General features: G+C 63.7%; 19 protein-coding genes. 10 read left to right on the top strand and 9 right to left on the bottom strand.

What is annotated here, in order from left to right; all coding sequences use genetic code 11:
* Nucleotides 1-109: 109 nt before the first annotated feature.
* Nucleotides 110-2,068 carry an acetoacetate--CoA ligase gene (locus A6B35_RS09205; RefSeq protein ID WP_006206213.1) on the bottom strand — a complete coding sequence of 653 codons (1,959 nt, stop codon included), beginning with the start codon at nt 2,066-2,068 and terminating at the stop codon, nt 110-112.
* Between the two features lie 223 nt (nt 2,069-2,291).
* On the opposite strand from A6B35_RS09205, the gene A6B35_RS09200 reads away from it, so the two are divergent.
* Complete coding sequence (locus tag A6B35_RS09200) at nt 2,292-4,145, top strand: AsmA family protein (protein WP_040584157.1); 1,854 nt, start codon at nt 2,292-2,294, stop codon at nt 4,143-4,145.
* 53 nt (nt 4,146-4,198) lie between these two features.
* Here A6B35_RS09200 and A6B35_RS09195 read toward each other — a convergent pair whose 3' ends face one another.
* The 6 genes from A6B35_RS09195 to A6B35_RS09170 all read right to left on the bottom strand — a co-directional run bounded on the left by A6B35_RS09195 (nt 4,199) and on the right by A6B35_RS09170 (nt 11,216).
* Nucleotides 4,199-5,017: an ABC transporter permease gene (locus tag A6B35_RS09195; RefSeq protein ID WP_006206211.1), complete on the bottom strand. Its 819-nt coding sequence runs from the start codon at nt 5,015-5,017 to the stop codon at nt 4,199-4,201.
* Nucleotides 5,014-5,985: an ABC transporter permease subunit gene (locus A6B35_RS09190; protein ID WP_065518173.1), complete on the bottom strand. Its 972-nt coding sequence runs from the start codon at nt 5,983-5,985 to the stop codon at nt 5,014-5,016. Before A6B35_RS09190 ends, A6B35_RS09195 begins: the two co-directional genes overlap by 4 nt.
* A gap of 9 nt (nt 5,986-5,994) precedes the next feature.
* Nucleotides 5,995-7,134 carry an ABC transporter ATP-binding protein gene (locus A6B35_RS09185; RefSeq protein WP_006202768.1) on the bottom strand — a complete coding sequence of 380 codons (1,140 nt, stop codon included), beginning with the start codon at nt 7,132-7,134 and terminating at the stop codon, nt 5,995-5,997.
* Nucleotides 7,135-7,210: 76 nt separating this feature from the next.
* Complete coding sequence (locus tag A6B35_RS09180) at nt 7,211-8,308, bottom strand: polyamine ABC transporter substrate-binding protein (protein WP_006202767.1); 1,098 nt, start codon at nt 8,306-8,308, stop codon at nt 7,211-7,213.
* Between the two features lie 361 nt (nt 8,309-8,669).
* Nucleotides 8,670-9,620, bottom strand: a complete 951-nt coding sequence (locus A6B35_RS09175; protein ID WP_040582927.1) for a DMT family transporter — start codon at nt 9,618-9,620, stop codon at nt 8,670-8,672.
* A 147-nt stretch (nt 9,621-9,767) separates the two neighbouring features.
* The gene (locus A6B35_RS09170; RefSeq protein WP_006202764.1) at nt 9,768-11,216 is read right to left on the bottom strand and encodes a helix-turn-helix domain-containing protein; all 1,449 of its coding nucleotides are present in this window, start codon (nt 11,214-11,216) and stop codon (nt 9,768-9,770) included.
* Nucleotides 11,217-11,462: 246 nt separating this feature from the next.
* On the opposite strand from A6B35_RS09170, the gene aceA reads away from it, so the two are divergent.
* The 3 genes from aceA (at nt 11,463) to A6B35_RS09155 (ending at nt 13,757) form a co-directional block, all read left to right on the top strand.
* Nucleotides 11,463-12,752 (top strand): isocitrate lyase, encoded by a 1,290-nt coding sequence (gene aceA / locus A6B35_RS09165; RefSeq protein WP_006202763.1) that lies wholly within the window; start codon nt 11,463-11,465, stop codon nt 12,750-12,752.
* Between the two features lie 56 nt (nt 12,753-12,808).
* Complete coding sequence (locus tag A6B35_RS09160) at nt 12,809-13,051, top strand: SMc00767 family acetate metabolism repressor (RefSeq protein ID WP_006202762.1); 243 nt, start codon at nt 12,809-12,811, stop codon at nt 13,049-13,051.
* Between the two features lie 244 nt (nt 13,052-13,295).
* A complete protein-coding gene (locus A6B35_RS09155; protein ID WP_006202761.1) occupies nt 13,296-13,757 on the top strand; it encodes a DNA-binding transcriptional response regulator in 462 nt (153 codons plus the stop codon).
* Nucleotides 13,758-13,799: 42 nt separating this feature from the next.
* Here A6B35_RS09155 and A6B35_RS09150 read toward each other — a convergent pair whose 3' ends face one another.
* Nucleotides 13,800-14,516 carry an HAD family hydrolase gene (locus A6B35_RS09150; protein ID WP_006202760.1) on the bottom strand — a complete coding sequence of 239 codons (717 nt, stop codon included), beginning with the start codon at nt 14,514-14,516 and terminating at the stop codon, nt 13,800-13,802.
* A 157-nt stretch (nt 14,517-14,673) separates the two neighbouring features.
* Here A6B35_RS09150 and A6B35_RS09145 point away from each other — a divergent pair, with 157 nt between their 5' ends.
* From A6B35_RS09145 to A6B35_RS09135, 3 genes are all read left to right on the top strand, one after another.
* Nucleotides 14,674-16,110 carry a glutamine synthetase family protein gene (locus A6B35_RS09145; RefSeq protein ID WP_006202759.1) on the top strand — a complete coding sequence of 479 codons (1,437 nt, stop codon included), beginning with the start codon at nt 14,674-14,676 and terminating at the stop codon, nt 16,108-16,110.
* 6 nt (nt 16,111-16,116) lie between these two features.
* Nucleotides 16,117-17,403, top strand: coding sequence for an NAD(P)/FAD-dependent oxidoreductase (locus tag A6B35_RS09140; protein WP_006202758.1), 1,287 nt, complete (start codon nt 16,117-16,119; stop codon nt 17,401-17,403).
* 438 nt (nt 17,404-17,841) lie between these two features.
* Nucleotides 17,842-18,534, top strand: coding sequence for an SH3 domain-containing protein (locus A6B35_RS09135; RefSeq protein ID WP_244897078.1), 693 nt, complete (start codon nt 17,842-17,844; stop codon nt 18,532-18,534).
* A 67-nt stretch (nt 18,535-18,601) separates the two neighbouring features.
* Here A6B35_RS09135 and A6B35_RS09130 read toward each other — a convergent pair whose 3' ends face one another.
* The gene (locus tag A6B35_RS09130; protein WP_040582923.1) at nt 18,602-19,348 is read right to left on the bottom strand and encodes an SDR family oxidoreductase; all 747 of its coding nucleotides are present in this window, start codon (nt 19,346-19,348) and stop codon (nt 18,602-18,604) included.
* Nucleotides 19,349-19,628: 280 nt separating this feature from the next.
* Between A6B35_RS09130 and zwf the strand changes: the two genes are divergently transcribed.
* The 3 genes from zwf to edd all read left to right on the top strand — a co-directional run bounded on the left by zwf (nt 19,629) and on the right by edd (nt 23,691).
* The gene (zwf, locus tag A6B35_RS09125) at nt 19,629-21,098 is read left to right on the top strand and encodes a glucose-6-phosphate dehydrogenase (protein WP_006202754.1); all 1,470 of its coding nucleotides are present in this window, start codon (nt 19,629-19,631) and stop codon (nt 21,096-21,098) included.
* Nucleotides 21,080-21,796 carry a 6-phosphogluconolactonase gene (gene pgl / locus A6B35_RS09120; RefSeq protein WP_040582922.1) on the top strand — a complete coding sequence of 239 codons (717 nt, stop codon included), beginning with the start codon at nt 21,080-21,082 and terminating at the stop codon, nt 21,794-21,796. The genes zwf and pgl overlap by 19 nt, the downstream gene beginning before the upstream one ends.
* Nucleotides 21,797-21,867: 71 nt before the next feature.
* Entirely contained in the window at nt 21,868-23,691 is a 1,824-nt protein-coding gene (gene edd, locus A6B35_RS09115) for a phosphogluconate dehydratase (protein ID WP_006202752.1), read from the top strand.
* The last annotated feature ends 58 nt before the right edge of the window (nt 23,692-23,749 follow it).

Below are 23,749 nucleotides of genomic sequence, written 5' to 3'. Positions count from 1 at the left end.
AATGTGTACCACTCATGAAATCTAGGTAAATTCGACCGAGATAATTCGTTAACCATCGTTGATGCATGCCGTTCTCCCAAAACCGCTACACACTTTTGGGCGGCATGCATCAGTCGGCAAGCTGCGGCAGATTTTTGAACAACTCCAGCGCCTCGGGATTGGCGAGCGCCTCCTTGTTCTTGATGGCGCGGCCATGCACGACGTCACGCACCGCAAGTTCGGTGATCTTGCCCGATTTGGTGCGCGGAATATCGGTGACGGCGACGATCTTTGCCGGCACATGGCGGGGGCTCGCCCCGGTGCGGATTTTGGCACGAATGCGTTTTTCCAGATCGGCGTCCAGCACCACGCCGGCGGCCAGCCGCACGAACAGCACGACGCGCACGTCATTGTCGAAATCCTGCCCGATGCACAGCGCCTCGAGGATCTCCGGCATCTGTTCGACCTGGTTGTAGATCTCCGCCGTGCCGATGCGCACACCGCCCGGGTTGAGCGTCGCGTCGGAGCGGCCATGGATGATCAGGCCGCCATGGGCGGTCCATTCGGCGAAGTCGCCGTGGCACCAGACATTGTCGAAGCGCTCGAAATAGGCGGCCTTGTACTTCTTGCCTTCGGGGTCGTTCCAGAAGCCGATCGGCATTGCCGGAAAGGCTTTCGTGCAGACCAGTTCGCCCTTCTCCTGCCGGACCGGCCTGCCGTCGTCGTCCCAGACGTCGACGGCAAGGCCGAGGCCGGGTCCCTGGATCTCGCCGATCCATACCGGCTCAGTCGGCACGCCGAGCACGAAGCAGGAGACGATGTCGGTGCCGCCGGAGATCGAGGCCAGATGCACGTCCTTCTTGATGCCGTCATAGACGAAGCGGAAATCCTCCGGCGACAGCGGCGAACCGGTCGAAGAGATGGTGCGCACCGTGGAAAGATCGTGGCTGCGGATCGGCTCGAGGCCGGCCTTGCGCACGGAATCGATGAATTTCGCCGAGGTGCCGAAATAGGTCATCTTCTCGGCATCGGCGAAATCGAACAGCGCGTTGCCGTCGGGATAGAAGGGCGAGCCGTCATAGAGCAGCAGCGTCGCGCCGGAGGCCAAGCCGGAGACCAGCCAGTTCCACATCATCCAGCCGCAGGTAGTGAAGTAGAAGAAGCGGTCGCCGTCGAGCAGGCCGGCATGCAGGCGCTGTTCCTTGACATGCTGGATCAGCGTGCCGCCGGCCGAATGGACGATGCATTTGGGGATGCCGGTCGTGCCTGAGGAAAACAGGATGCAGAGCGGGTGCGCGAACGGCAGCCTCTCGAAACTGACCGGCTCGGCGGCAAAGGGAGACAACGCCTCCTCGAGGGCATCCGCCCTGTCGATGGTCACTGCCACATCCGCCGAGGTGCCGAGATAGTCGACGATCAGGACCTTGCGGACGGAAGGCAGCTTTGCCGACACCGCCGCGATCTTGTCGGCGACCTCGATCGCCTTGCCATTGTACCAATAGCCGTCGGGCGCGATGAACACGACGGGCTCGATCTGGCCGAAACGGTCGAGCACGCCCTGCTCGCCGAAATCGGGAGAGCAGGACGACCAGACGGCGCCGATCGAGGCCGCCGCCAGCATGGCGGCGACGGTCTCCGGCATGTTGGGCATCATGGCGGCGATGCGGTCGCCCTTCTTCACCTTCAGCGACAGGAAAAGCTGCTGCAGGCGCGAAGTCAGCGCATTGAGTTCGTTCCAGGACAGCCGCCGCTCGACCTTGTCCTCGCCGCGAAAGACGATCGCCTCGCCGGATCCGGTTTTCTTCAAAAGGTTCTCGGCGAAATTCAGCGTCGCGTCGGGGAAGAAGGCTGCCCCCGGCATTTTTTCGCCATCGACCAATGCGCGATCGCCCTTGTCGCCGACGAGCCCGCAAGAATCCCAGACCAGGCCCCAGAACGCTTCGCGATCGTCGATCGACCAGCGGTGCAGTTCTGCGTAGGCGGCGAAGGAGAGACCGGTTTTCGCCGCCGCCGCCTTCATGAAGGTCGTCATCGGCGCAGCGTCGATCTGGTCTTGCGTCGGGGTCCAGAGTGGTGCGTCGGCAGCCATGATCGTTCCTCCACGGGCTGCACCGCTTATGCATATTGCATTGCAGCAGGGCAAGATTTTGTTCCGACAAGCGATGACGCATCGGGAAAATCGCCGGCAAAGCAGATGTCCATGGCTGTTGGTGTGCGCAAATGCCATCGCCGGGCCATAAAGACTTGAAATGCGTCAGCGCTGGGTTACACCCGTCGGGCGATTTGTCGGCAATGGAAGCAACCGGGGCGATATGCGATCATCTTTGATCCGGCGCGGAATATGGGCGATCGGCGTTGCCGTGCTCGTGATCGCGCTGGTCGTCGCCGCCCTGCCGCTGTTTGCCTCGACCCGCATCGTGCGAGACCGCATCGCCTGGGAGATGAGCGCCTGGAGCGGCTTCAGGGTCACCATCCAGGGCTCGCCGCGCATCGAGGTCTGGCCGAAATTCCGGGCCATCCTGAGCGACGTGACGCTTTCGCAGTGGACCGAGACCGACGCCCCGCCGGTGATCGAAGCCGAGCGCGTCGAGGTCGACCTCTCCGCCATGGCGGCATTGCGCGGCGACGTGGTGTTTTCCACCGCGCGGCTGGTGCGGCCGACGATCAGGGTCCAGCGTGCGACAAACGGTTTCTACCTGCCGGCCATTCCGACCGGCGGTCGCATCACGCGCTCGATCGACACGGCGCGCGGTGTAGTCAGTGCCGATCCGGCCAAGCCCGATCTCAGCAAGCTGCCGGCCGATCCGTTCGGCACGGTGGAATTCAGGGACGGCCGCATGGTGGCCCTGGTCGGCGGCAAGGAGACCGAGATCCTGAGCAGCCTCACCGGCCAGGCGAACTGGGCGGCGATGAACAGCAATGCGACGATGACGGCGACCGGCATCTGGCGCGGCGAAAGCGTAGCCGTCGATTTCGCGTCGCCAAACCCGCTGGTGCTGTTTGCCGGCGGCGCCGCGCCGATCACGCTGTCCTTCAAGGCCGCACCGGCCACCTTTTCCTTCGACGGCATGGCCTCGATGTCGGAGAACGGCTATTTCGATGGCCAGGCGAAGTTTGCAGCACCCTCGCTGCGGCGCGTGCTCGAGTGGTCGCAGGCCGGCATCGCGCCAAGTGCAGCGATTGGCTCGGTCTCGGTGGCGAGCAAGGTGACGGCGTCGGCCGGCCGGGTGAAATTCGAAAACACCACGGTGGCGCTCGACAACAATCCGGGCATGGGGGCGCTGGACTTCTCCTTCGGCGAGGCCCTGCCGGTCATCTCCGGCACACTCGCCTTCGACACGCTCGACCTCCGGTCGTTTCTGTCCGCTTTCACCCCGCTGGCGCCAACCGGAGAGTCCGGCCCCGGCGAGATCGACACCAGCTTCGCCGACAAGGTCAATCTCGACCTCAGGCTGTCGGCGGCTCACGCCACGGCCGGACCCGTCCAGCTTGCCGACGTCGCCGCCACGGCGCAGGTCAAGAACGGGCTTGCCGTCTTCGACATTTCGGATGCCTCGGCGTTCGGCGGCAACATCCAGAGCAGCCTGCGTTTCGACCGCAAACCCGAAGGCACGCAGGTCGAGATCCGGCTTCTGGCATCCGACGTCGACGGCGGCGCCTTCGCCACCGCGGCCGGCATGACGCGGCTGGTGCCGGTCGGAACCGCAACCGTCTCGGTCATCCTGAAAGGGCCGGGCAAATCCTGGGATTCGATCTTCGAAAACGCCGACGGCTCGGTCACGGCGACGTTCGGGCCGGGCGCGCTCACCGGGCTCAACCTGCCGGCCTTCCTCAAGCGCACCGAACAGGGCGGGTTCTTCGCGCTCGACGACGTCTCCAACGGGACGCTGCCGATCGACGGCGCCGAGATCAAGGCCAGCATCTCGAAGGGCGTGGCGCGGCTGGACAAGGCCGAGGCCAATTCGGCGAAGTCCAAGATCTGGCTTTCCGGCATCGCCTCCTATGCCGGACGGGGGCTGGCGCTGTCGGGCGGCGTCATCCAGCCGGAGCCGGCCGCCAAGCAGCCGGATGGGCAGCAAGGACCCAACCAGTCGTCCTTCTTCGTCGGCGGCACCTGGAGCACGCCGTTCATCTCGCCGATCAGCCGCGGCATTTCGGGCGAATAGACAGCCCCTTCTCCCGTCAGGCAGCCAGCACTTGCGGCTGCCTGCCTTAACGATCAGCCGCGCTGCGCCGCCCGCTCATCGAGCTGGCGCTGCACTTCGCGCCGCTTGTTGGCGAGCGAGGCGATGATGACGCCGATGGCGACGACGGCGATCAGAATGGTGCAGGCGGCGTTGATTTCCGGCGTCACGCCGAGGCGAACCTGGCTGTAGATCTTCATCGGCAAGGTTGTGGCGCCAGGGCCCGAGGTGAAGCTGGCGATGACCAGGTCGTCGAGCGACAGTGTGAAGGCCAGCATCCAGCCCGAGACGATGGCCGGCATGATGACCGGCAGCGTGATCTGGAAGAAGGTCTTCACCGGGGTTGCGCCAAGATCCATCGCGGCTTCTTCCAGCGAACGGTCGAAGCTGATGAGGCGCGACTGCACGACGACGGCGACAAAGCACATGGTCAGGGTGATGTGGGCAAGGGTTACGGTGAAAAAGCCTCGGTCGAGGCCGACAGCGACGAAGAGCAGCAGCAGCGACAGGCCGGTGATGACCTCCGGCATGACCAGCGGGGCAAAGACCATGCCGGAAAACAGCACCCGGCCTCTGAAGCGCGTGTAGCGGGTCAAGGTGAGCGCCGCCAAAGTGCCGAGCACGGTGGCCACCGTGGCCGAGATGACGCCGACGCGGGCCGTTACCCAGGCGGCGTCCATCAGGCCCTGATTGTGGAACAGCGAGACGTACCATTTGGTCGAGAAGCCGCCCCAGACGGTAACCAGTTTCGACTCGTTGAACGAGAAGACGATGAGCAGGACGATCGGCAGGTAAAGAAAGGCAAAGCCCAGCACGATCGAGGTGATGTTGAAGCGGCTCCAGGTGGCGTTCATTTGCCTTGCTCCTGGGCGCGCGCCTGGGCCTGCTGGAAGAGCATGATCGGCACGATCAGCAGCAACAGCAGGATGACGGCGACGGCCGACGACACCGGCCAGTCGCGGTTGGCGAAGAACTCGTTCCACAGCGTCTTGCCGATCATCAGCGTCTGCGAGCCGCCAAGCAGGTCGGGGATGACGAACTCTCCGACGGCCGGGATGAACACCAGAAGGCAGCCGGCGATGACGCCGGGCAGCGACAGCGGAAAGGTGATCTTCCAGAAGGCGCTGGTCGGCGGGCAACCGAGATCCTTGGCCGCCTCGATCAGAGAGTAATCCATCTTCTCCAGCGACGAATAAAGCGGCAGCACCATGAACGGCAGATAGGAATAAACGATGCCGATGAAGATCGCCGTGTAGGTGTTGAGGATGATCAGCGGCTGGCTGATGACGCCGGTGGCAAGCAGCAGCTGATTGAGCAGCCCCTCGGGCTTGAGGATGCCGATCCAGGCGTAGACGCGGATCAGGAACGAGGTCCAGAAGGGCAGGATCACCAGCATCAGCAGTGTCGGGCGGATCGTTGCCGGGGCGCGCGACATGCCGTAGGCGATCGGATAGCCGACGAGCAGGGTCAGCAGCGTCGAGATCGCGGCGATGATGACGCTGGTCACATAGGCGTTGAAGTAGAGCGCGTCCTCGGTCAGCCAGGTGTAGTTGTCGATGCTGAGCTGCTTGAGCTGATCAAGAAAGCCGGAAATGCCGCCGTTGAAATCGAGCACGGGCGTGTAGGGCGGCATCGCGATCGCAGTCTGCGACAGCGATATCTTGAAGACGATGATGAAGGGGATGAGAAAGAAGAACAGCAGCCAGAGATAGGGGATGATGATGACCAGACGGCCGACGAAGGCCGCTCCCAGCCTGGCCAGTGGGGACTGGGCGGCATCTGCCGATGGGGACGTTGCTGCGGCGGCGGTGGCGTTCGACATGATCGCCCCCTACCGTGTAAGCACGACGCCGGCATCTGACCGGAAAGAAACCCAGGCGCGGTCGTTCCAGCTCAACGGATCATCGGTGACGCGCGCCGCATTCATCGTGCTCGCCCGCACCATCTGTCCGTCGTCCAGCCTGACGTGATAGACGGTCATGTCGCCGAGATAGGCGATGTCGTAGACTTCGCCTTCGAGCGCATTGACCGCGTCGGCGGGCTTCCTCGACGAAATCCTGATCTTCTCCGGCCTGATGGCGAAGACGATGTCGGCGCCGGCCGCGGCATCGCCGGCGTTCTCGACGACGATCTGGGCTCCGGTGGCACCCGCGATACGCGTCGTCTGCGCCGTCCGCTCGGCAACCTTGCCTTCGAACATGTTCACGTTGCCGACGAAGTGGGCGACAAAGCGCGAGGCAGGCGCCTCGTAGACTTCAGGCGGCGTCGCCACCTGCATCACCTCGCCCTTGTCGAGGATGGCGATGCGATCGGCCATGGTCATCGCCTCTTCCTGGTCGTGGGTGACGACGACGAAGGTCAGACCAAGCTTCTGCTGCAGGTCCATCAGCTCGAACTGCGTTTCCTCGCGCAGCTTCTTGTCCAGCGCACCGAGCGGCTCGTCGAGCAGCAGCACCTTGGGTCGCTTGGCGACCGAGCGGGCGAGCGCCACGCGCTGGCGCTGGCCGCCCGACAATTGGTGCGGCTTGCGCTTGGCGAACTGCTCGAGCTTGACCAGCTTCAGCATCTCGGCGACGCGCGCGGCGATCTCGGGCTTCGGCATGCCGTCCTGCTTGAGGCCGAAGGCGATGTTGTTCTCGACCGTCATGTGCGGGAACAGCGCATAGGACTGGAACATCATGTTGACCGGCCGGCGGTAGGGCGGGATGCCGCGCAGATCCTGGCCGTCGAGCAGGATGCGGCCGGCGGTCGGCTCCTCGAAACCGGCAAGCATCCTGAGCAGCGTCGACTTTCCGCAGCCCGACGCGCCGAGCAGCGCGAAGAACTCGCGCTCGAAGATGGTCAGCGACAGATTGTTGACGGCGGTGAAGTCGCCGAACTTCTTGGTGACATTGTCAAACTGGATATACGGCTTGGCGTTCGGATCATTCCATGGCGCGAAATCCCTGCGGATGCTGCCAAGCGATTTCATATCCCCACTCCGTCTGCTGCTTTCCCCGAAAAAGATTTGACCCCGGCAGCTGGCTGCCGGGGTCGTGTCTGATCGCCTACTGACCGGTGACGATCTTGGTCCAGGTGCGCGTGATGAGGCGCTGGGTCTTTGGATCGTAAGGCTGGACGGTATAGAGCTTCTCCAAGGTCGCCGCATCCGGATAGATCGCCGGATCTTCGAGCACCGCCTTGTCGATGAACTGCTGCGAGGCCTTGTTGCCGTTGGCGTACAGCACATAGTTCGACGATTTGGCGATCACTTCGGGCTTCATCATGTAGTTGAGGAATTCGAGCGCCTCGGCGACATGCGGCGCATCGGCCGGTATCGCCATCTGGTCGAACCACATCTGGGCGCCCTCCTTCGGCACGGCATAGCCGATCTCGACGCCTTGCTTGGCCTCGACGGCGCGGTTGCGGGCCTGGAAGACGTCGCCCGACCAGCCGACCGCCAGGCAAATGTCGCCGTTGGCGAGCGCGTTGATGTATTCGGACGAATGGAATTTTCTGATGTAGGGCCGGATCTTCAGCAGTGTCTCCTCGGCCTTGGCAATGTCGTCGGGCGAGGTGCTGTTCGGATCGAGGCCGAGATATTTCAGCGCCGCCGGGATGATGTCGGCCGGCGAGTCCAGCACATAGACGCCGCAATCCTTCAGCTTGGCCAGGCTTTCCGGGTTGAAGAACGCGTCCCAGCTGTCGATCTTGTCGGTGCCGAGCGCGGCTTGCACCTTCTTGATGTTGTAGCCGATGCCGACGGTGCCCCACATGTAGTTGATCGAATATTCGTTGCCGGGGTCGTATTTGGCGGTCCGTTCCAGAACGGTGTCCCACATGTTAGAGATGTTCGGCAGCTTCGACTTGTCGAGCTTCTGGAACACGCCAGCCTGGATCTGGCGGGCGAGGAAATTGCCGCTCGGCACGACGACGTCATAGCCGCTGCCGCCGGCCAGGAGCTTGGTTTCGAGGATCTCGTTGGAATCGAAGGTGTCGTAGACAACCTTGATGCCGGTCTCCTTGGTGAAGTCGTCGATGATCGAGCTGTCGATATAGTCGGACCAGTTGAAGACGTTGACGACGCGGTCCTGGCCATGAGCGCCTATGGTGAAAAGTGTCAAAAATGCCGAAGTCGCCGAAAGCCAGAGCGCTTTGCGGATCATGCTATTCTCCTTTGGTGAGTGTTCCATCGCAGGTCCGTCGCGACGTCCGCGCGGCCGGGCTTTTGTTTCAGATTGTTGGGCTTGCCGGAGAGCGGCAAGCCAGAGTTGGCGCAGCAGGCCTGGCTCGATGTCCGATCGGATGGAGAGCTCGCGTACCCATGCCAGGATCTTGAGGGCGTTTGGCCGCCGTCAGAAGCTTTCGCCACGGCGCGGGCAGGGAGACGATGATGTTGTCCGGTCCCGATCGGACCGGCGGAGACACTTGGCAAGATACGCCTGTCTTGTTGTTGCCGTGGCCGCAACGTGCCCGCGCCGCAACACCATTGTCAATGGCAAACGCGCGCGCCGCATCGATGCCGCATCAATTAGGCGAGGGCAGGCCAGTGACGCCCGGCCGCTCGGGTCGCGCCTGACGCTTGAACTCGAGTCCGATATGAACGAGCAGCGCCGTGACGACGACCGTGCCGCCGATGATGGTGCGCGCCGACGGCACCTCGGAATGGACAAGCCAGACCCAGATCGGACCAAGGATCGGCTCGAAGGTGCCGAGCAGGGCGGCGATCGCTGCCGGAACAAGTCGGGCGCCGGTGGCGAAGAAGACAAGGCCGACGCCGAGATTGATGACGCCAAAGACAAACAGAAGACCCATGTCGTGGCTGGAAACGGCGAATGCCGATGCCTGAGACGCAGCGAAGGCGCCGGCCAGGATCGTGCCAAGGCAGGTCGCCGGCGTCATGCGCACATAGGCGAAGCGCCGGGTGATGACGGTAGCGATCGAGAACACGCAGGCGATGAGCAGCGCCAGACCGTCGCCGATGGGAGACACGGTGCCGCCAAGCGATTCCGACACCATGATGGCGACGCCGGCAATGACGGCGGCGATTGCCAGCCAGGTCGCCCTGGTCACCCGCTCGCGAAACAGCAGCCAGGCAAGCAGCGCAGCCAGCAGCGGCACGCCGGCCTGCATCAACAGGATGTTGGCGACTGTGGTGTGGGCCAACGCGACGATGAACGAGGTCGATGCGATGGCGAAGCAGAAGGCCACGGCCAAGCCAGGCAGGCCCATGTCGCGAAACAATTTCAGCATACCGCGCCAGCCGTCGCGCCAGGCCATGAATGCGATGAGAAAGGCCGCGGCCCAGGCCGAACGCCAGAATACAATCGTCCAGTTGTCGGTGATGTCGATGAACCGGGCGATGGTGCCGCCAAAACTCCACATCAGCGCCGACAGGAACACCAGAATCATGCCGATACGTTCCTCGCGTGGCGAGGCGACCGGCGAAGAGGCACTTGGCGATGCGGTATCGGTCATGGTTGCGACTGTCGGCAATTTTCAGGGCGGCACGATGCGCGATGGACGACAGAAACGTGCTTCATTTGCGTAGGCCAAAGACGAAGGTCGGGCGAGGTCCACCGAATGGCGGCGGTTATGACAACGGAAATGCCGTCGCGAACCGCCTCACTGAAAATCGAAAGCGCTCAATCCGGTCACCATCTCGTCGAGGCCGAGCGGGCGTGTCACCGGCGGCTCGGCGCGGGCCAGGCAGCCGATGCGTTCGCAGAGCCGGCAGGCAGGGCCGACCGGCGTGGCCGGGGCATGGCCCTGTCCGGCCTTGCCGCTTGCGGCCGGCCCCGGAAGGGCCGCGCCATAGACGATCTCGTCGCGAAAGCCGATGTCGCAGGCCAGGAGCAGGGCGGTGCGTCGCGGGCGTTCCGAGAACGAGCCTTGCGGACCTTCCAGCGTGCGGGCGATGCAGAGGAATTCGGCGCCATCGGGCATCTCCACCGCCTCGACAAGGATCTGGCCCGGCAGCGTGAAGGCGGCGTGGACGGGAAGCTTTGGGCAGCCGCCGCCGAAACGGCTCTGCGGAAAGCCCTGGCTGCCCGCCTTGCGGAAGCGGTTACCGGCGTTGTCGACCTCGAGCATGAAGAACGGGACGCCCTGCGCACCCGGCCGCTGCAGCATGGTCAGCCGGTTCGCCGCCTGTTCGAAGGACACACCGAAGCGCGAGCGCAAAACGTCGACGTCGTAGCGGGCGCGCACCGCCGCCGAATGGAAGGCCTGATAGGGCATCATCAAGGCGTGGGCAGCATAGCGGCCGAGTTCGAAACGAGCGAGCCTTCGGGCCTCGTCGGTGGTCAGCTTCAGCGACTGGATCTCGCCGGCGACCGCGACCGTCATGCGGATCAGGCAAGCCTCCATCGCCACCTCGCGCAACTGGTCGAATGGCGACAGCCGCTCGGACAGGAACAGGCGCTGCGAATGGCGATCGTAGCGGCGCCGCCAGTTCGGCATGGTGGCGACCGGCAGCACCTTGACCACGATGCCGTATTCGCGCCTCAGCCAGGCCTTCAGCGCGCCGAACAGGTCGTCGCCCGGATCGAGCAACGCAGTGAAGGCCTCGGCCTCCTCCTCGAGCGCGGAAAAGTGGTTCGGCCGGCGCTCGAAAATCTCGTGCACTTCGTCGACCGGAAGACGGGCGCCGGAAAGCGCGGTGGACCGGCCTTCGCGCGCCAGAAGTTCGCTGAGATCGGAAAGCCGCTCGGCCTGCTCGCGATAGGCGCGGAAAAGCTTGATCATCGCGGCCGAGGCGTTGGGGGCGGCCTCGGCCAGCTCGATCAATTCCTGGTCGCCGGGCAGTTCGCCTGAAAGCAGCGGATCGCCGAACACTTCCTTCAAGGCCGATATCGATCCCCTCGCCTCGCCCTGCAATTCATGCGGATCGACCTTGTAGACGGATGCCAGCCTGAGGATCAGCTGGACCGTCAGCGGCCGCTGGTTGCGCTCGATGAGGTTGAGATAGGACGGCGAGATGCCAAGCCCTTCTGCCATCGCCGTCTGGGTCAGGCCCTTGGCGTTGCGGATGCGGCGGATGCGCGGCCCGGCGAAGATTTTCTGGTCAGCCATCGACTGTCCTTGACAGAATTTACACAAACACAGCGCGATAGGCGGCGCATCTCACTTTTACAATCATGACAAATTTACAGCGACCGTCAGTCAAACACAACACAGGTTTTCTCTTATTTTTCGCTCATGACGGCGGTTTCCCTCGCATGTTTCGCGCTGCAATGTAAATGATGTCACACACAGACGGCGCTATAACCTTCATGACGCGACGTTTCGAAACCAGCATCTGACGATTTGGAGTGACCAATGACCGATTTTTACAATCTCGTCCCATCCGCGCCCGAAGGCCGCTTCGACGGCATCGAACGGCCCTATTCGCCGGAGGATGTGAAGCGGTTGCGCGGTTCGGTCCAGATCCGCCAGAGCCTTGCCGAAATGGGCGCCAACCGGCTGTGGAAGCTCATCCACGAGGAGGACTTCGTCAACGCACTCGGTGCCATGTCGGGCAACCAGGCCATGCAGCAGGTGCGCGCCGGGCTGAAGGCGATCTATCTGTCGGGATGGCAGGTGGCGGCCGACGCCAACACCGCGTCGGCGATGTATCCGGACCAGTCGCTCTATCCGGCCAATGCCGCACCCGAACTCGTCAAGCGCATCAACCGCACCTTGCAGCGCGCCGACCAGATCGAGACCTCGGAAGGCAAGGGGCTTTCGGTCGACACCTGGTTCGCACCGATTGTCGCCGACGCGGAAGCCGGTTTCGGCGGACCGCTCAACGCCTTCGAGATCATGAAGGCCTTCATCGAGGCGGGTGCTGCCGGCGTCCACTATGAGGACCAGTTGGCATCGGAAAAGAAGTGCGGCCATCTCGGCGGCAAGGTTCTGATCCCGACCGCGGCGCATATCCGCAACCTCAACGCGGCACGCCTGGCAGCCGACGTCATGGGCACGCCGACGCTGGTCGTCGCGCGCACCGATGCCGAAGCGGCAAAGCTTTTGACCTCGGACATCGACGAGCGCGACCAGCCCTTCGTCGACCATGATGCCGGCCGCACGGTGGAAGGCTTCTATCACGTCAGGAACGGCATCGAGCCCTGCATTGCGCGGGCCATCGCCTACGCGCCCTACGCGGACCTGATCTGGTGCGAGACCTCGAAGCCCGACCTGGCCCAGGCCAAGAAGTTCGCCGAGGGCGTGCGCAAGCATCACCCAGGCAAGCTGCTCGCCTATAATTGCTCGCCGTCGTTCAACTGGAAGAAGAACCTCGACGACGCGACCATCGCCAAGTTCCAGCGGGAACTCGGCGCCATGGGCTACAAGTTCCAGTTCATCACGCTGGCCGGTTTCCACCAGCTCAATTTCGGCATGTTCGAACTGGCTCGCGGCTACAAGGCGCGGCAGATGGCGGCCTATTCGGAATTGCAGGAGGCCGAGTTCGCGGCGGAGGTCCATGGCTACACCGCGACCAAGCACCAGCGCGAGGTCGGCACCGGCTATTTCGACGCCGTGTCGATGGCGATCACCGGTGGCCAGTCGTCGACCACGGCCATGCATGAATCGACCGAGCACGCCCAGTTCAAGCCGGCAGCGGAATAACAAGGCAAAACAACCAGAGGAAGCGCCCGAGAGGGCAAGGAACAAGGAGAAGACCAATGGCATCAATAAGCCGCGTCAAGGAACGAGCTGAAGAACAGTCGACCACGATGAGCGTCGACCAGCAGGCGACCATCCGCATGCTGGCCAATGATTTGCACAGGCTCAATCAGTCGGTGATGAAGGCGGTCGAAGCCGGCGTCTCGGTCGAGCTCGTGCGCTCGGCACGGCACCATGGCGGCGACGGCAATTGGGGCGACCTGTTGATCCCGGTGATCGTCACCCAGCAGAGCCACGGCTGACCAGATTCCACAGCGCGCTCGCTTCGCGGGCGTGCTTGGTCGAACGCAGTCTCGCCCGCGCGGTTACGCGCGGGCGACTTTCGTTCCAGCACTACTGCCAGGAATAGAACTTGCACTAAATTTTAGCTTTTCTTGCAATATTGTAGACGCCTGCCATTTCAGCTTGACACCGGCATTGATCTCACGCCATTTGTGCCGCAGGTTTCAACCCTGCATTGAAACAGAGATGAGTGCCCGCCCGCCCATGTCCCCTTTGAATCGCGAGACCAGGACTGTAAAACACCTCGATCTGTCGGAACGCGGCGCGAGCATCGAGATGGTAACGGACTTCTCACAGGTGCTCGTCGTTGGGAAATCACCGATCAACCGGGTCGTGGTTTCGAAAATCGTCGAGAAATCCGGGCTCAAGCCGATCTCGGAGTCGCCCGAGACGGCGGCAAAGGCGCTGCGTTCCCTCATCCCCGGCGCGATCGTGCTGGACGGCGGAGCCGACAACAAGGACTGCGACACGCTGCTGGCCGGCATCGACGCGCTGCGGCGGATCTCGGGCAGGGCACTACCCTCGGTGATCCTGCTTTCAACCAGGAATGGCACGCCCGAGAGCCTCGGCCTGTCGAGCGTGATCGATGTCGTGGTCGCCAAGCCGATCACACCCGAAAGGCTACAACCGGTGATCGACCGGTTGATCGGATTGTGCCGTAGCTGACGGCTTGAATTTTCGGCGGCCGGTTCAATGGCCGCGATGTCATCAGCCTGGTGTCGTGATGCTCTCCACCAGAGCGGGCAGTTCGCCGAGATCGGCGATCTGGCGAAAGCGCGGCGCGGCCGACGGCGGCTCGACATGTTCGAGCACCCAGGTCAATTCATGCGGCACGTGGATGCCCCAGCTGCCGGCCTCGATGGCCGGCACCACATCGGACTTGAGCGAGTTGCCAACCATCATGCTCTTCTCGGGCCCGTCGCCATGACGGCCGAAGATCCTGGTGTAGGTGGCGGCGCTCTTGTCGCTGACGATCTCGACGGCGTCGAACAGATCGCCCAGGCCCGATTGCGCCAGCTTGCGCTCCTGGTCGAAGAGATCGCCCTTGGTGATCAGCACTAGGCGATAGGCGCCGGCGAGCCTCTCCACCGTCTCGCGCGCATGGGGAAGCGGCTCGATCGGGTGGCTCAGCATCTCACGGCCGGCGGCGAGGATTTCAGCGATGACGGGCGCCGGCACGCGACCCTCGGTGATTTCGATCGCCGTCTCGATCATCGACAGGGTGAACCCCTTGATGCCGAAACCGTAGACGCCAAGGTTGCGCCTTTCGGCCTCCAGCAATCTTGCCGAAATGTGTTCCGGCTCGCCATGATCGGAGAGCAGCCCGGCGAAGCGCTTCTCGGTCATGCGGAAGAACTGCTCGTTCTGCCACAGCGTGTCGTCGGCATCGAAGCCGATTGTCGTCAGTTTTGGCCTGTCTTGCATTCGACACCTTTCACCTCGGACCGCCCGAGTCTGCGGGTGGCCAAAACCTAAGCTGCCTGCAGCGATTTTCAACTGGCGGGGCGTACGGCAACCGGCTCCCCTTCCCTTCCATCGCCGGCCACGGCTATACTCGGCAATCCGCAACCCAATCTGGTGAATGATGCCGCCTGCGAAAAAGGAAGTCCGTCCGTCGAGCCGCGGAGGACGTGTCCGTACGCCTGCCTTTGTGAAAAACCAACGTGGCGTCAAGAACTGGAAGGAAGTCAGCGCCTGGCTGGAATGGCGCGGCATCGAAGACATCGAATGCATCACCCCGGACCAGGCCGGCGTCGCCCGCGGCAAGATGATGCCGTCGAAGAAGTTCACCTCCAACACCTCGCTGGCGCTGCCTTCGGCGGTGTTCATGACGACGATTTCCGGCGGTTACCCGGAGGACGGCAACGGCTTCCACTATCCGGAGGACGACGGCGACCTCAAGCTGATGCCCGACCTTTCGACACTGACCGTGGTGCCTTGGGAAGAGGATCCGACGGCCGCGGTGATCTGCGACCTCGTCCATCAGGACGGCCGCTCGGTCGAATTCACGCCGCGCAATGTGCTGAAGCGCGTGCTCGCGGCCTATGACAAGCGCGGCCTGAAGCCGGTGGTGGCGCCCGAGATCGAATTCTACCTGGTGCGCAAGAATCCCGATCCGGACTATCCGCTGACGCCGCCGGTCGGGCGTTCGGGGCGGCCGATCGGCGGCGGCGCCGGCTATTCGATCGCCGGCGTCAACGAGTTCGACGAGTTGATCGACGACATCTACCATTTCTCCGAAGGCCAAGGCCTGGAGATCGACACGCTGATCCACGAGGAGGGCGCCGGCCAGCTCGAGATCAATTTGCGCCACGGCGATCCGATCGAGCTCGCCGACCAGGTGTTCATGTTCAAGCGCACCATCCGCGAGGCGGCGCTAAAGCACGAGATCTATGCCACCTTCATGGCCAAACCGATCCAGGGCCAGCCCGGCTCGGCTATGCATATCCACCAGTCGATCATCGACAAGAAGACCGGCAGGAATGTGTTTTCGGCCGAGGACGGTTCGGAAACGGACGATTTCTTCCACTTCATCGGCGGCATGCAGAAGCATGTGCCGAACGCGCTGGTGATGTTCGCGCCCTATGTGAATTCCTACCGCCGGCTGACGCAGGCGGCCTCGGCGCCGGTCAACAACAAATGGGGCTACGACAATCGCACCACGGCCTTCCGCGTGCCGCGCTCGGACCCGGCGGCGCGGCGCGTCGAAAATCGCATCCCCTCGTCCGACGCCAATCCCTACCTGGCGCTCGCTGCGTCGCTCGCCTGCGGGCTGATCGGCATGATCAACAAGGTCAAGGCCGAGCCGCCGGTGCTGACCACCGCGAACGCGGCCGAGATCGACCTGCCGCGCAGCCTGCTCGAGGCCGTCGACCTGTTCGAGGCGGACGAGGAGCTCGGTGCGCTCCTCGGCAAGTCGTTCACCGCAACGTATGCGGCGATCAAGCGGGCGGAATTCGAGACCTTCATGGAAGTGATCAGCCCGTGGGAGCGGGAGTATCTGCTGCTCAACGTCTGACCGATCATGAATTATCAATCTCCGATTTCGCCCGGGCGGTCCTGGTATGAGGACACGGCCGGACCAAGGCCCGAGTACCCGGCGCTCGATGGCGACCGGACATGCGACGTCGTGATTGTCGGCGGCGGCTTCACCGGGCTGTCGGCGGCGGCGCATCTGGCCAAGGCGGGGGCCAATGTCGTGCTGATCGAGGCGCATCGTTTCGGCGACGGCGCGTCGGGCCGCAATGGCGGCCAGCTTGGTACCGGCCAGCGCGCCTGGGCCGAGGAACTGGAGGCGGAATACGGCTTTGCCCGCGCCAAGGCGCTGTTCGACCTTGCCGAAGAGGCCAAGGCGCACCTCCTTGAATTCGCTGCCGTCAACAACATCGAAATCGACTACATGCCCGGCCAGATGTCGGTGGCGCACAAGCAGCGTTACGTCGACGACTACAAGGCGCATGCCGAGATCATGGCGAACCGCTTCAACTATCCGCACATGACGTTCATGGACGCCGGTGAGACGGCGGAGCGACTGGGCTCGGCCGCCTATTTCGGCGGCACGCGCGACACCGGCACGGGGCATATCCACCCGCTGAAGCTGGTGATCGGCACGGCAATGGTGGCGGCGGAAGCGGGCGCCCAGCTGTTCGAGCAAACGCCGTCGACCGGCATCAGCTCCAGTGGCGGCAAGGTGAGGGTCACGACACCGAAAGGCACGATCACTGCCGAAAAATGCCTGATCGGCGTCAACGCCTATGGCGGCACGCTCGAGCCAGTGAGCGCCGCGCACATCATGCCAATCGGCTCCTTCATCGGCGCTACTGTGCCGCTCGGGACTGACTCAAAAGTGCTGCCGGGCGGCGAAGCCGTCGACGATTCCCGGTTCGTCGTGCGCTATTTCCGCAAGACCAGGGACGGCCGTCTGCTGTTCGGCGGGCGCGAGATCTATGCCGTCAACGATCCGAAGGACATCCATATCCACATCCGCCGGCAGATATCGGAGCTCTATCCCGAGTTGAAGGATGTCGAGATCACCCATGGCTGGGGCGGCTATGTCGGCATCACGGTGCCGCGCAAACCGTTCGTGCGCGAGGTGATGCCGAACGTCATCTCGGCCGGCGGCTATTCCGGCCACGGCGTCATGCTGTCCAACTTCTTCGGCAAGCTCTATGCCGAGACGATCGCCGGCAATCGCGACCGGCTGAAGCTGATCGAGGACCTGAAGATACCGCCCTTCCCCGGCGGTCGACGTTTTCGCACGCCGCTGCTGTTCCTGGCGCTCAACTGGTTTGCGCTGCGGGACAGGATCTAGAAAAGGCATCTCCGCGCGGAATCAGACTGTTAAGTCTGCTGTTGGCTTGCCCCAGCGACACGTTGCAGAATCCTTAACAAGTGTGCAAAATTCCCGGTTAGGGCGCACTGATGCCACAATCGCCGGCAAAAGGTAGCGGTTCTGGGCTATCAAACGGGGACTTCCGCGGGCTTGCCCGCTTAGGTTTTGGGACCGATGCCGATCGAAAGCCGCATTTCCGGCGCCGATCGAAAGAACGTCGGCCCGTATGTTGGAGGTAGTGGAGTGAACGAGCCCTTCAGTTTCGGTGCGCCGGAACGGCGGCGCTTCGCCATGCAGTTCGGTTATGAGATGCGGCCCTCTTTCTGGCAGGGAGTCCGCTCGAACGCACATCTGGTGATTGCAGCGGTCGGCACTGCCGCGCTGCTTGGCGTCGCAGGCGTGGCGTTATGGCTGGCATTGCCGGCCAACGACCGGCAAGCCATCGCGAGCCCCGCGCAGACTGTTCCTGCCGTTCCGGTGAAAACAACCAAGATTGCGCCCCCGACCGCGAACGCGACGGTGGCTGCGGCCGCACCGCAGGCAGCGCGCAAGGCCGACGCGGTTTCACCCGCGGTGGCGGCCAAGGAAGCCAATATCCCGGCGCTGGCGGCCAATGATCCGCGCTGGTCCGATGCGAACCCGGAAGCGGCCTCCGCCAGCACGGCAGCCGCCACTTCCGAGCAGGCGGCAAGCCAGCCTGCGGACGATAACGCCAAACCGTCGGTGGCGGCCTTCGCCGAGACGGCAGCGAAAAGCGACGCAACGACTGCGCTGTCCGATGTCGCCGCATCAAAGGACGCGGCGACCGAAGACATGGACGGCGCGCAGACCGCCGCAATTCCCACGCCAAAGCCGCAGGTTGCGGCGGCGGCCGCGAGCGAAGCCGACGACAGCCAGGCCAAGACCGAACCACAAAAAGCGAGCGCTGCCACCGGACGCATCCTCAAGGCCGTCACGATGCGGGCCGGCCCGAAACAGAAAGCGGCCGCGATGCTCACCGTGCCAGCCAAGACTTCGGTGCAAGTCATAAGCTGCAAGAAATGGTGCCAGATCGTCTATAACGGCAAACGCGGCTGGATCTACAAGACCTACATCAAGACCGGCGCCTGACGATCGGCAGTGGCGTTTGAGCGCCGGGTAGCAGCCGGCGGGCGATCAGTCTTCCGGCGGTCGCGGTTCAGATGCAGCGCCCGCCATCGACCTCCAGCGCCACGCCGGTGATGAAGGCGGCCTCGTCCGAGGCAAGCCAGAGTGCAGCGTTGGCGATATCGAGCGGCGTCGAGAGACGGCCGAGCGGGATCGAGGCGCGAAACTTCTCGCGGATTTCGGGCGTGTCGGCGCCCATGAATTTCTCCAGCATGCCGGTCTCGCCGGCGACGGGACAGAGGCAGTTGACGCGGATGTTCTTCGGCGCCAGTTCGACCGCCATCGATTTGGTCGCTGTGATCGCCCAGCCTTTCGAGGCGTTGTACCAGGTGAGGCCGGGCCGGGGCCTGAGACCGGCCGTGGAGGCGGTGGTCAGGATGACGCCGCCGCCCTGCCGCTCCATGATCGGCACCACGGCGAGCGCCGCGTGGTAGATCGCCTTCATGTTGACGGCGGTGATCAGGTCGAAAGTCTCTTCGCTGACATCGAGCATGTCGCCGTTGCGATGGGTGTAGCCGGCATTGTTGACCATGATGTCGATGCGGCCGAAGGCACTCTTTGCGGCATAGACCATTTCATCGAACTCGGAACGCAGCGAAACGTCGGTCTGGGTCCAGATCGCGGCCTTGCCGATCTCGGCGGCGACGCGTTCCGCGCCCCTGGCATTGAGGTCGGCGACAACGATTTTGGCGCCCTCCTCGGCAAAGCGCCTGGCCATGCCTTCGCCGAAGCCAGACGCCGCACCCGTGATGATGGCGACCTTGTTTTCCAGGCGCATGCTTTTCTCACTCATGATGAAGACAACCCATTGCGCCGGCCACAACCCTCGAAAGATGTGCGGCAAACGCCAATTTCTTCTTTGGCTTTCGTCACAATCCCGCTCTATGTTGCAGGTGCGAAGGCTTCCCGGAACCGTCGTCCGTCGACAGACCTCCGGCTTGTGCCAGTGTCAAGGGGCACACTCCAGCACTTAGATGTGACACCATGGCACTGGAAAATTTAAATCGATTAGATTATATCAGCCCCGTCAATGCGACCGGCGTCAAAGCGGACAGACCATGACCAGCCAGATCATTCCCGTCGATCCTTTCGACTTTATCATTTTCGGCGGCACCGGCGACCTGTCGGAACGCAAGCTGCTTCCCTCGCTCTACCATCGCCAGCGCGACCACCAGTTTTCCGAACCGACGCGGATCATCGGCACCTCGCGCTCGAAGATGACCGACGAGGAATTCCAGGCCTTCGCCAAGCAGGCGATTTCGGATCATGTGAAACCAGCCGATATCGACGCCAAGGAGCTGAAAACCTTTCTGGCGCGGCTCTCCTATGTCTCGGCCGACGCCACCACGGGCGCCGGCTTCGACAAGTTGAAGAAGGCGATCGGCGACAGCGACCGCATCCGCGCCTTCTACCTGGCGGTGGCGCCGGCACTGTTCGGCGACATCTCGCACAAGCTGAAAGAGCACAATCTGATCACGCCGAATTCGCGCATCGTGCTGGAGAAGCCGATCGGGCGCGATCTCGCCTCGGCACGGGCGCTCAACGATTTGGTCGGCGACGACTTCCACGAAAGCCAGATCTTCCGCATCGACCACTATCTCGGCAAGGAGACGGTGCAGAACTTGATGGCGCTGCGTTTCGCCAACGCGCTCTACGAGCCGCTGTGGAACTCGGCCAATGTCGACCATGTGCAGATCACGGTCGCCGAAACGGTCGGACTGGAAGACCGCGTCACCTATTACGACAAGGCTGGCGCGCTGCGCGACATGGTGCAGAACCACATGCTGCAGCTGCTCTGCCTCGTCGCGATGGAAGCGCCGTCGTCGATGGACGCCGACGCGGTCCGCGACGAAAAGCTGAAGGTGCTCAGGGCACTGAAGCGCGTCAATGGCAACGAGGCACCGAAGCACACGGTGCGCGGCCAGTATCGCGCCGGTGCCTCGGCCGGCGGGCCGGTGAAAGGCTATGTCGAGGAACTCGGCAAGGACAGCAACACCGAGACCTTCGTCGCCATCAAGGCCGAGATCGGCAACTGGCGCTGGTCGGGCGTTCCGTTCTATCTGCGGACCGGCAAAAGGCTGGCGACCCGGGTTTCGGAAATCGTCATCGAGTTCAAGCCGATCCCGCACTCGATCTTCGGCGATAGCGCCGGGCCGATCTTCGCCAACCAGCTGGTCATCAGGCTGCAGCCCGACGAAGGCGTCAAGCAGTTCATCATGATCAAGGATCCCGGTCCGGGCGGCATGCGGCTGCGCCAGATTCCGCTCGACATGAGCTTCGCGCAATCCTTCGACGGACGCGCGCCGGACGCCTATGAGCGGCTGATCATGGATGTCGTGCGCGGCAACCAGACGCTGTTCATGCGCCGCGACGAGGTCGAGGCCGCGTGGAAATGGATCGACCCGATTCAGAACGCCTGGGAGAGCGCCAGGCAGGAGGCGCAGGGCTATACGGCCGGCACATGGGGGCCATCGGCCTCGATTGCGCTGATCGAACGCGACGGGCGGACATGGCACGAGAGCAATTGAGCGACGCCGGCTTTAGCTGGAACGGCTTTGCCGATCGCGCGGAGCTGGCGGCCGCACTCGCCGGCCATGTCGCGGGCCGCCTGACCAAGGCGATCGCCGAGCGCGGCACCGGGTTGCTCGCCGTCTCCGGCGGCACGACGCCGGCGAAGTTCTTCGCCGCGCTCTCTCATATTCCGATCGCCTGGGATAAGGTCACGGTGACGCTGGTCGACGAGCGTTTCGTGCCGGCCTCCTCGCCGCGCTCGAATGCCGGACTGGTGGCCGCCAACCTGCTGCAGAACGAGGCCGCGGCGGCACGTTTCGTGCCGCTCTACCATGAGGCGACAAGCATCGAGACCGCCGCGGCGTCCGACGATGCGGCATTGCGGTCGCTGCCCTGGCCGCTCGACGTCGTCGTGCTCGGCATGGGAGGCGACGGCCACACCGCGTCGTTCTTTCCCGACGCGGACGACCTGGCGACATTGCTCGACCCGTCCTCGCCAAGGATCGTTCTGCCGGTCCACGCGGCGAGCGCCGGCGAGCCGCGGCTGACGCTGTCGCTGGCGCGTATCGTCGCCGCCGGCTTCATCGCGCTCCATATAGAAGGCCAGGAAAAACGCAGCGCCTTCGAGAACGCCATGGCGCCGGGACCGCAAAAGCCGATCCGTGCCGTGCTCGAGGCAGCGCCCAGGGCCGTAGAGGTTTTCTGGGCACCCTGATTTTCAACTCGCCAAATGGTCCCGGCAGACGGTGGGAGGATGTTTTCCGGGACTTGAAAGGACCGACCGCCATGACAGCCAGACGCGACATCGAAGCCATCACCGAACGGATCCGCCAGCGCTCCAAGCCTGGCCGCGAACGCTATCTCGGCCGCATCGCCGAGGCGTCGAACCGCACCGCCAACCGGGCGGTGCTGTCCTGCGGCAACCTCGCGCATGGGTTTGCCGTCTGCAGCCCATCGGAAAAGGTGGCGCTTGGCGGCGACCAGGTACCGAACCTCGGCATCATCACCTCCTACAACGACATGTTGTCGGCGCATCAGCCGTTCGAGACGTTTCCGGCGCTGATCAAGGAAGCGGCGCGCGAGGCCGGCGGTATCGCCCAGGTGGCCGGCGGCGTGCCGGCGATGTGCGACGGCGTCACGCAGGGACAGCCTGGCATGGAGCTGTCGCTGTTTTCGCGCGACGTGATCGCCATGGCCGCCGCGGTCGGCTTGTCGCATAACATGTTCGACGCCGCCGTCTATCTCGGCGTCTGCGACAAGATCGTGCCGGGGCTGGTAATCGCCGCACTCACTTTCGGCCACCTGCCGGCGGTGTTCGTGCCGGCCGGACCGATGACGACAGGCCTGCCCAACGACGAAAAGGCCAAGGTCCGACAGCTCTATGCCGAGGGCAAGGCCGGGCGGGCGGAACTGCTCGAGGCCGAGTCCAAATCCTATCACGGGCCGGGCACCTGCACCTTCTACGGCACCGCCAACTCCAACCAGATGTTGATGGAGATCATGGGCCTGCATACGCCGGGCGCTTCCTTCGTCAATCCCGGCACGCCGCTGCGCGATGCGCTGACCCGCGAGGCGACGAAGCGGGCGCTGGCGATCACCGCGCTCGGCAATGCCTATACGCCGGTCGGCCGCATGATCGACGAGCGCTCGATCGTCAACGGCGTCGTCGGCCTGCACGCCACCGGCGGTTCGACCAACCACACCATCCATTTGATCGCCATGGCTGCCGCCGCCGGCATCGCCATTACCTGGCAGGATATTTCCGACCTGTCGGAAGCCGTGCCGCTCTTGGCACGGGTCTATCCGAACGGCCTTGCCGACGTGAATCATTTCCACGCCGCCGGCGGGCTCGGCTTCCTCATCCGCGAATTGCTCGACGAAGGCATACTGCACGAGGACGTGCAGACGGTGTGGGGCGACGGCTTGAGGCCCTATGCGGTCGAGGCCAGGCTCGGCGAAGACGGCAGCGTGGTGCGCGAGGCCTCGCCGCTGGACAGCGGCGACGAGAAGGTGCTGGCGCCGTTCGCAAAGGCATTCCAGCCGACCGGCGGGCTGAAAGTGCTTTCAGGCAATCTCGGCCACGCCGTCATCAAGACGTCCGCCGTGAAGCCGGAACGGCGCGTCATCGAGGCGCCGGCCAAGGTTTTCGATAGCCAGCAAGGGTTGAACGAGGCGTTCAAGGCCGGGACTTTGACCGGCGACTTCATCGCCGTCATCCGCTTCCAGGGGCCGAAGGCCAACGGCATGCCGGAACTGCACAAATTGACCACCGTGCTCGGCATCCTGCAGGATCGCGGCCAGCGCGTGGCGCTGGTGACCGACGGGCGCATGTCGGGGGCTTCCGGCAAGGTGCCGGCGGCCATCCATGTGACGCCGGAGGCGGTCGAAGACGGCCCTATCGCCAGGATCCACGAGGGCGACATCATCCGGCTCGATGCCGATGCCGGAACGCTGGAAGTGCTGGTGCCGGGGACGGAATTTGCCTTGCGCCGCACGGCGGATGCCGACCTCATCGGCAATGAATTCGGTTTCGGCCGCGAGCTGTTCGCCGGGTTCCGGCAACTGGTCGGCCGCGCCGACCATGGCGCCAGCGCCTTCGGGACGGCTTGAAGGACACCTTGTCCTCCTCATGAAAAAGGGCGGCTTGCGGCCGCTCTTTTGCGTTCGC

Source organism: Mesorhizobium amorphae CCNWGS0123, assembly GCF_001686985.1.
Taxonomy (GTDB): Bacteria; Pseudomonadota; Alphaproteobacteria; order Rhizobiales; family Rhizobiaceae; genus Mesorhizobium; species Mesorhizobium amorphae.
This window is presented reverse-complemented; position numbering and strand designations above follow the sequence as displayed.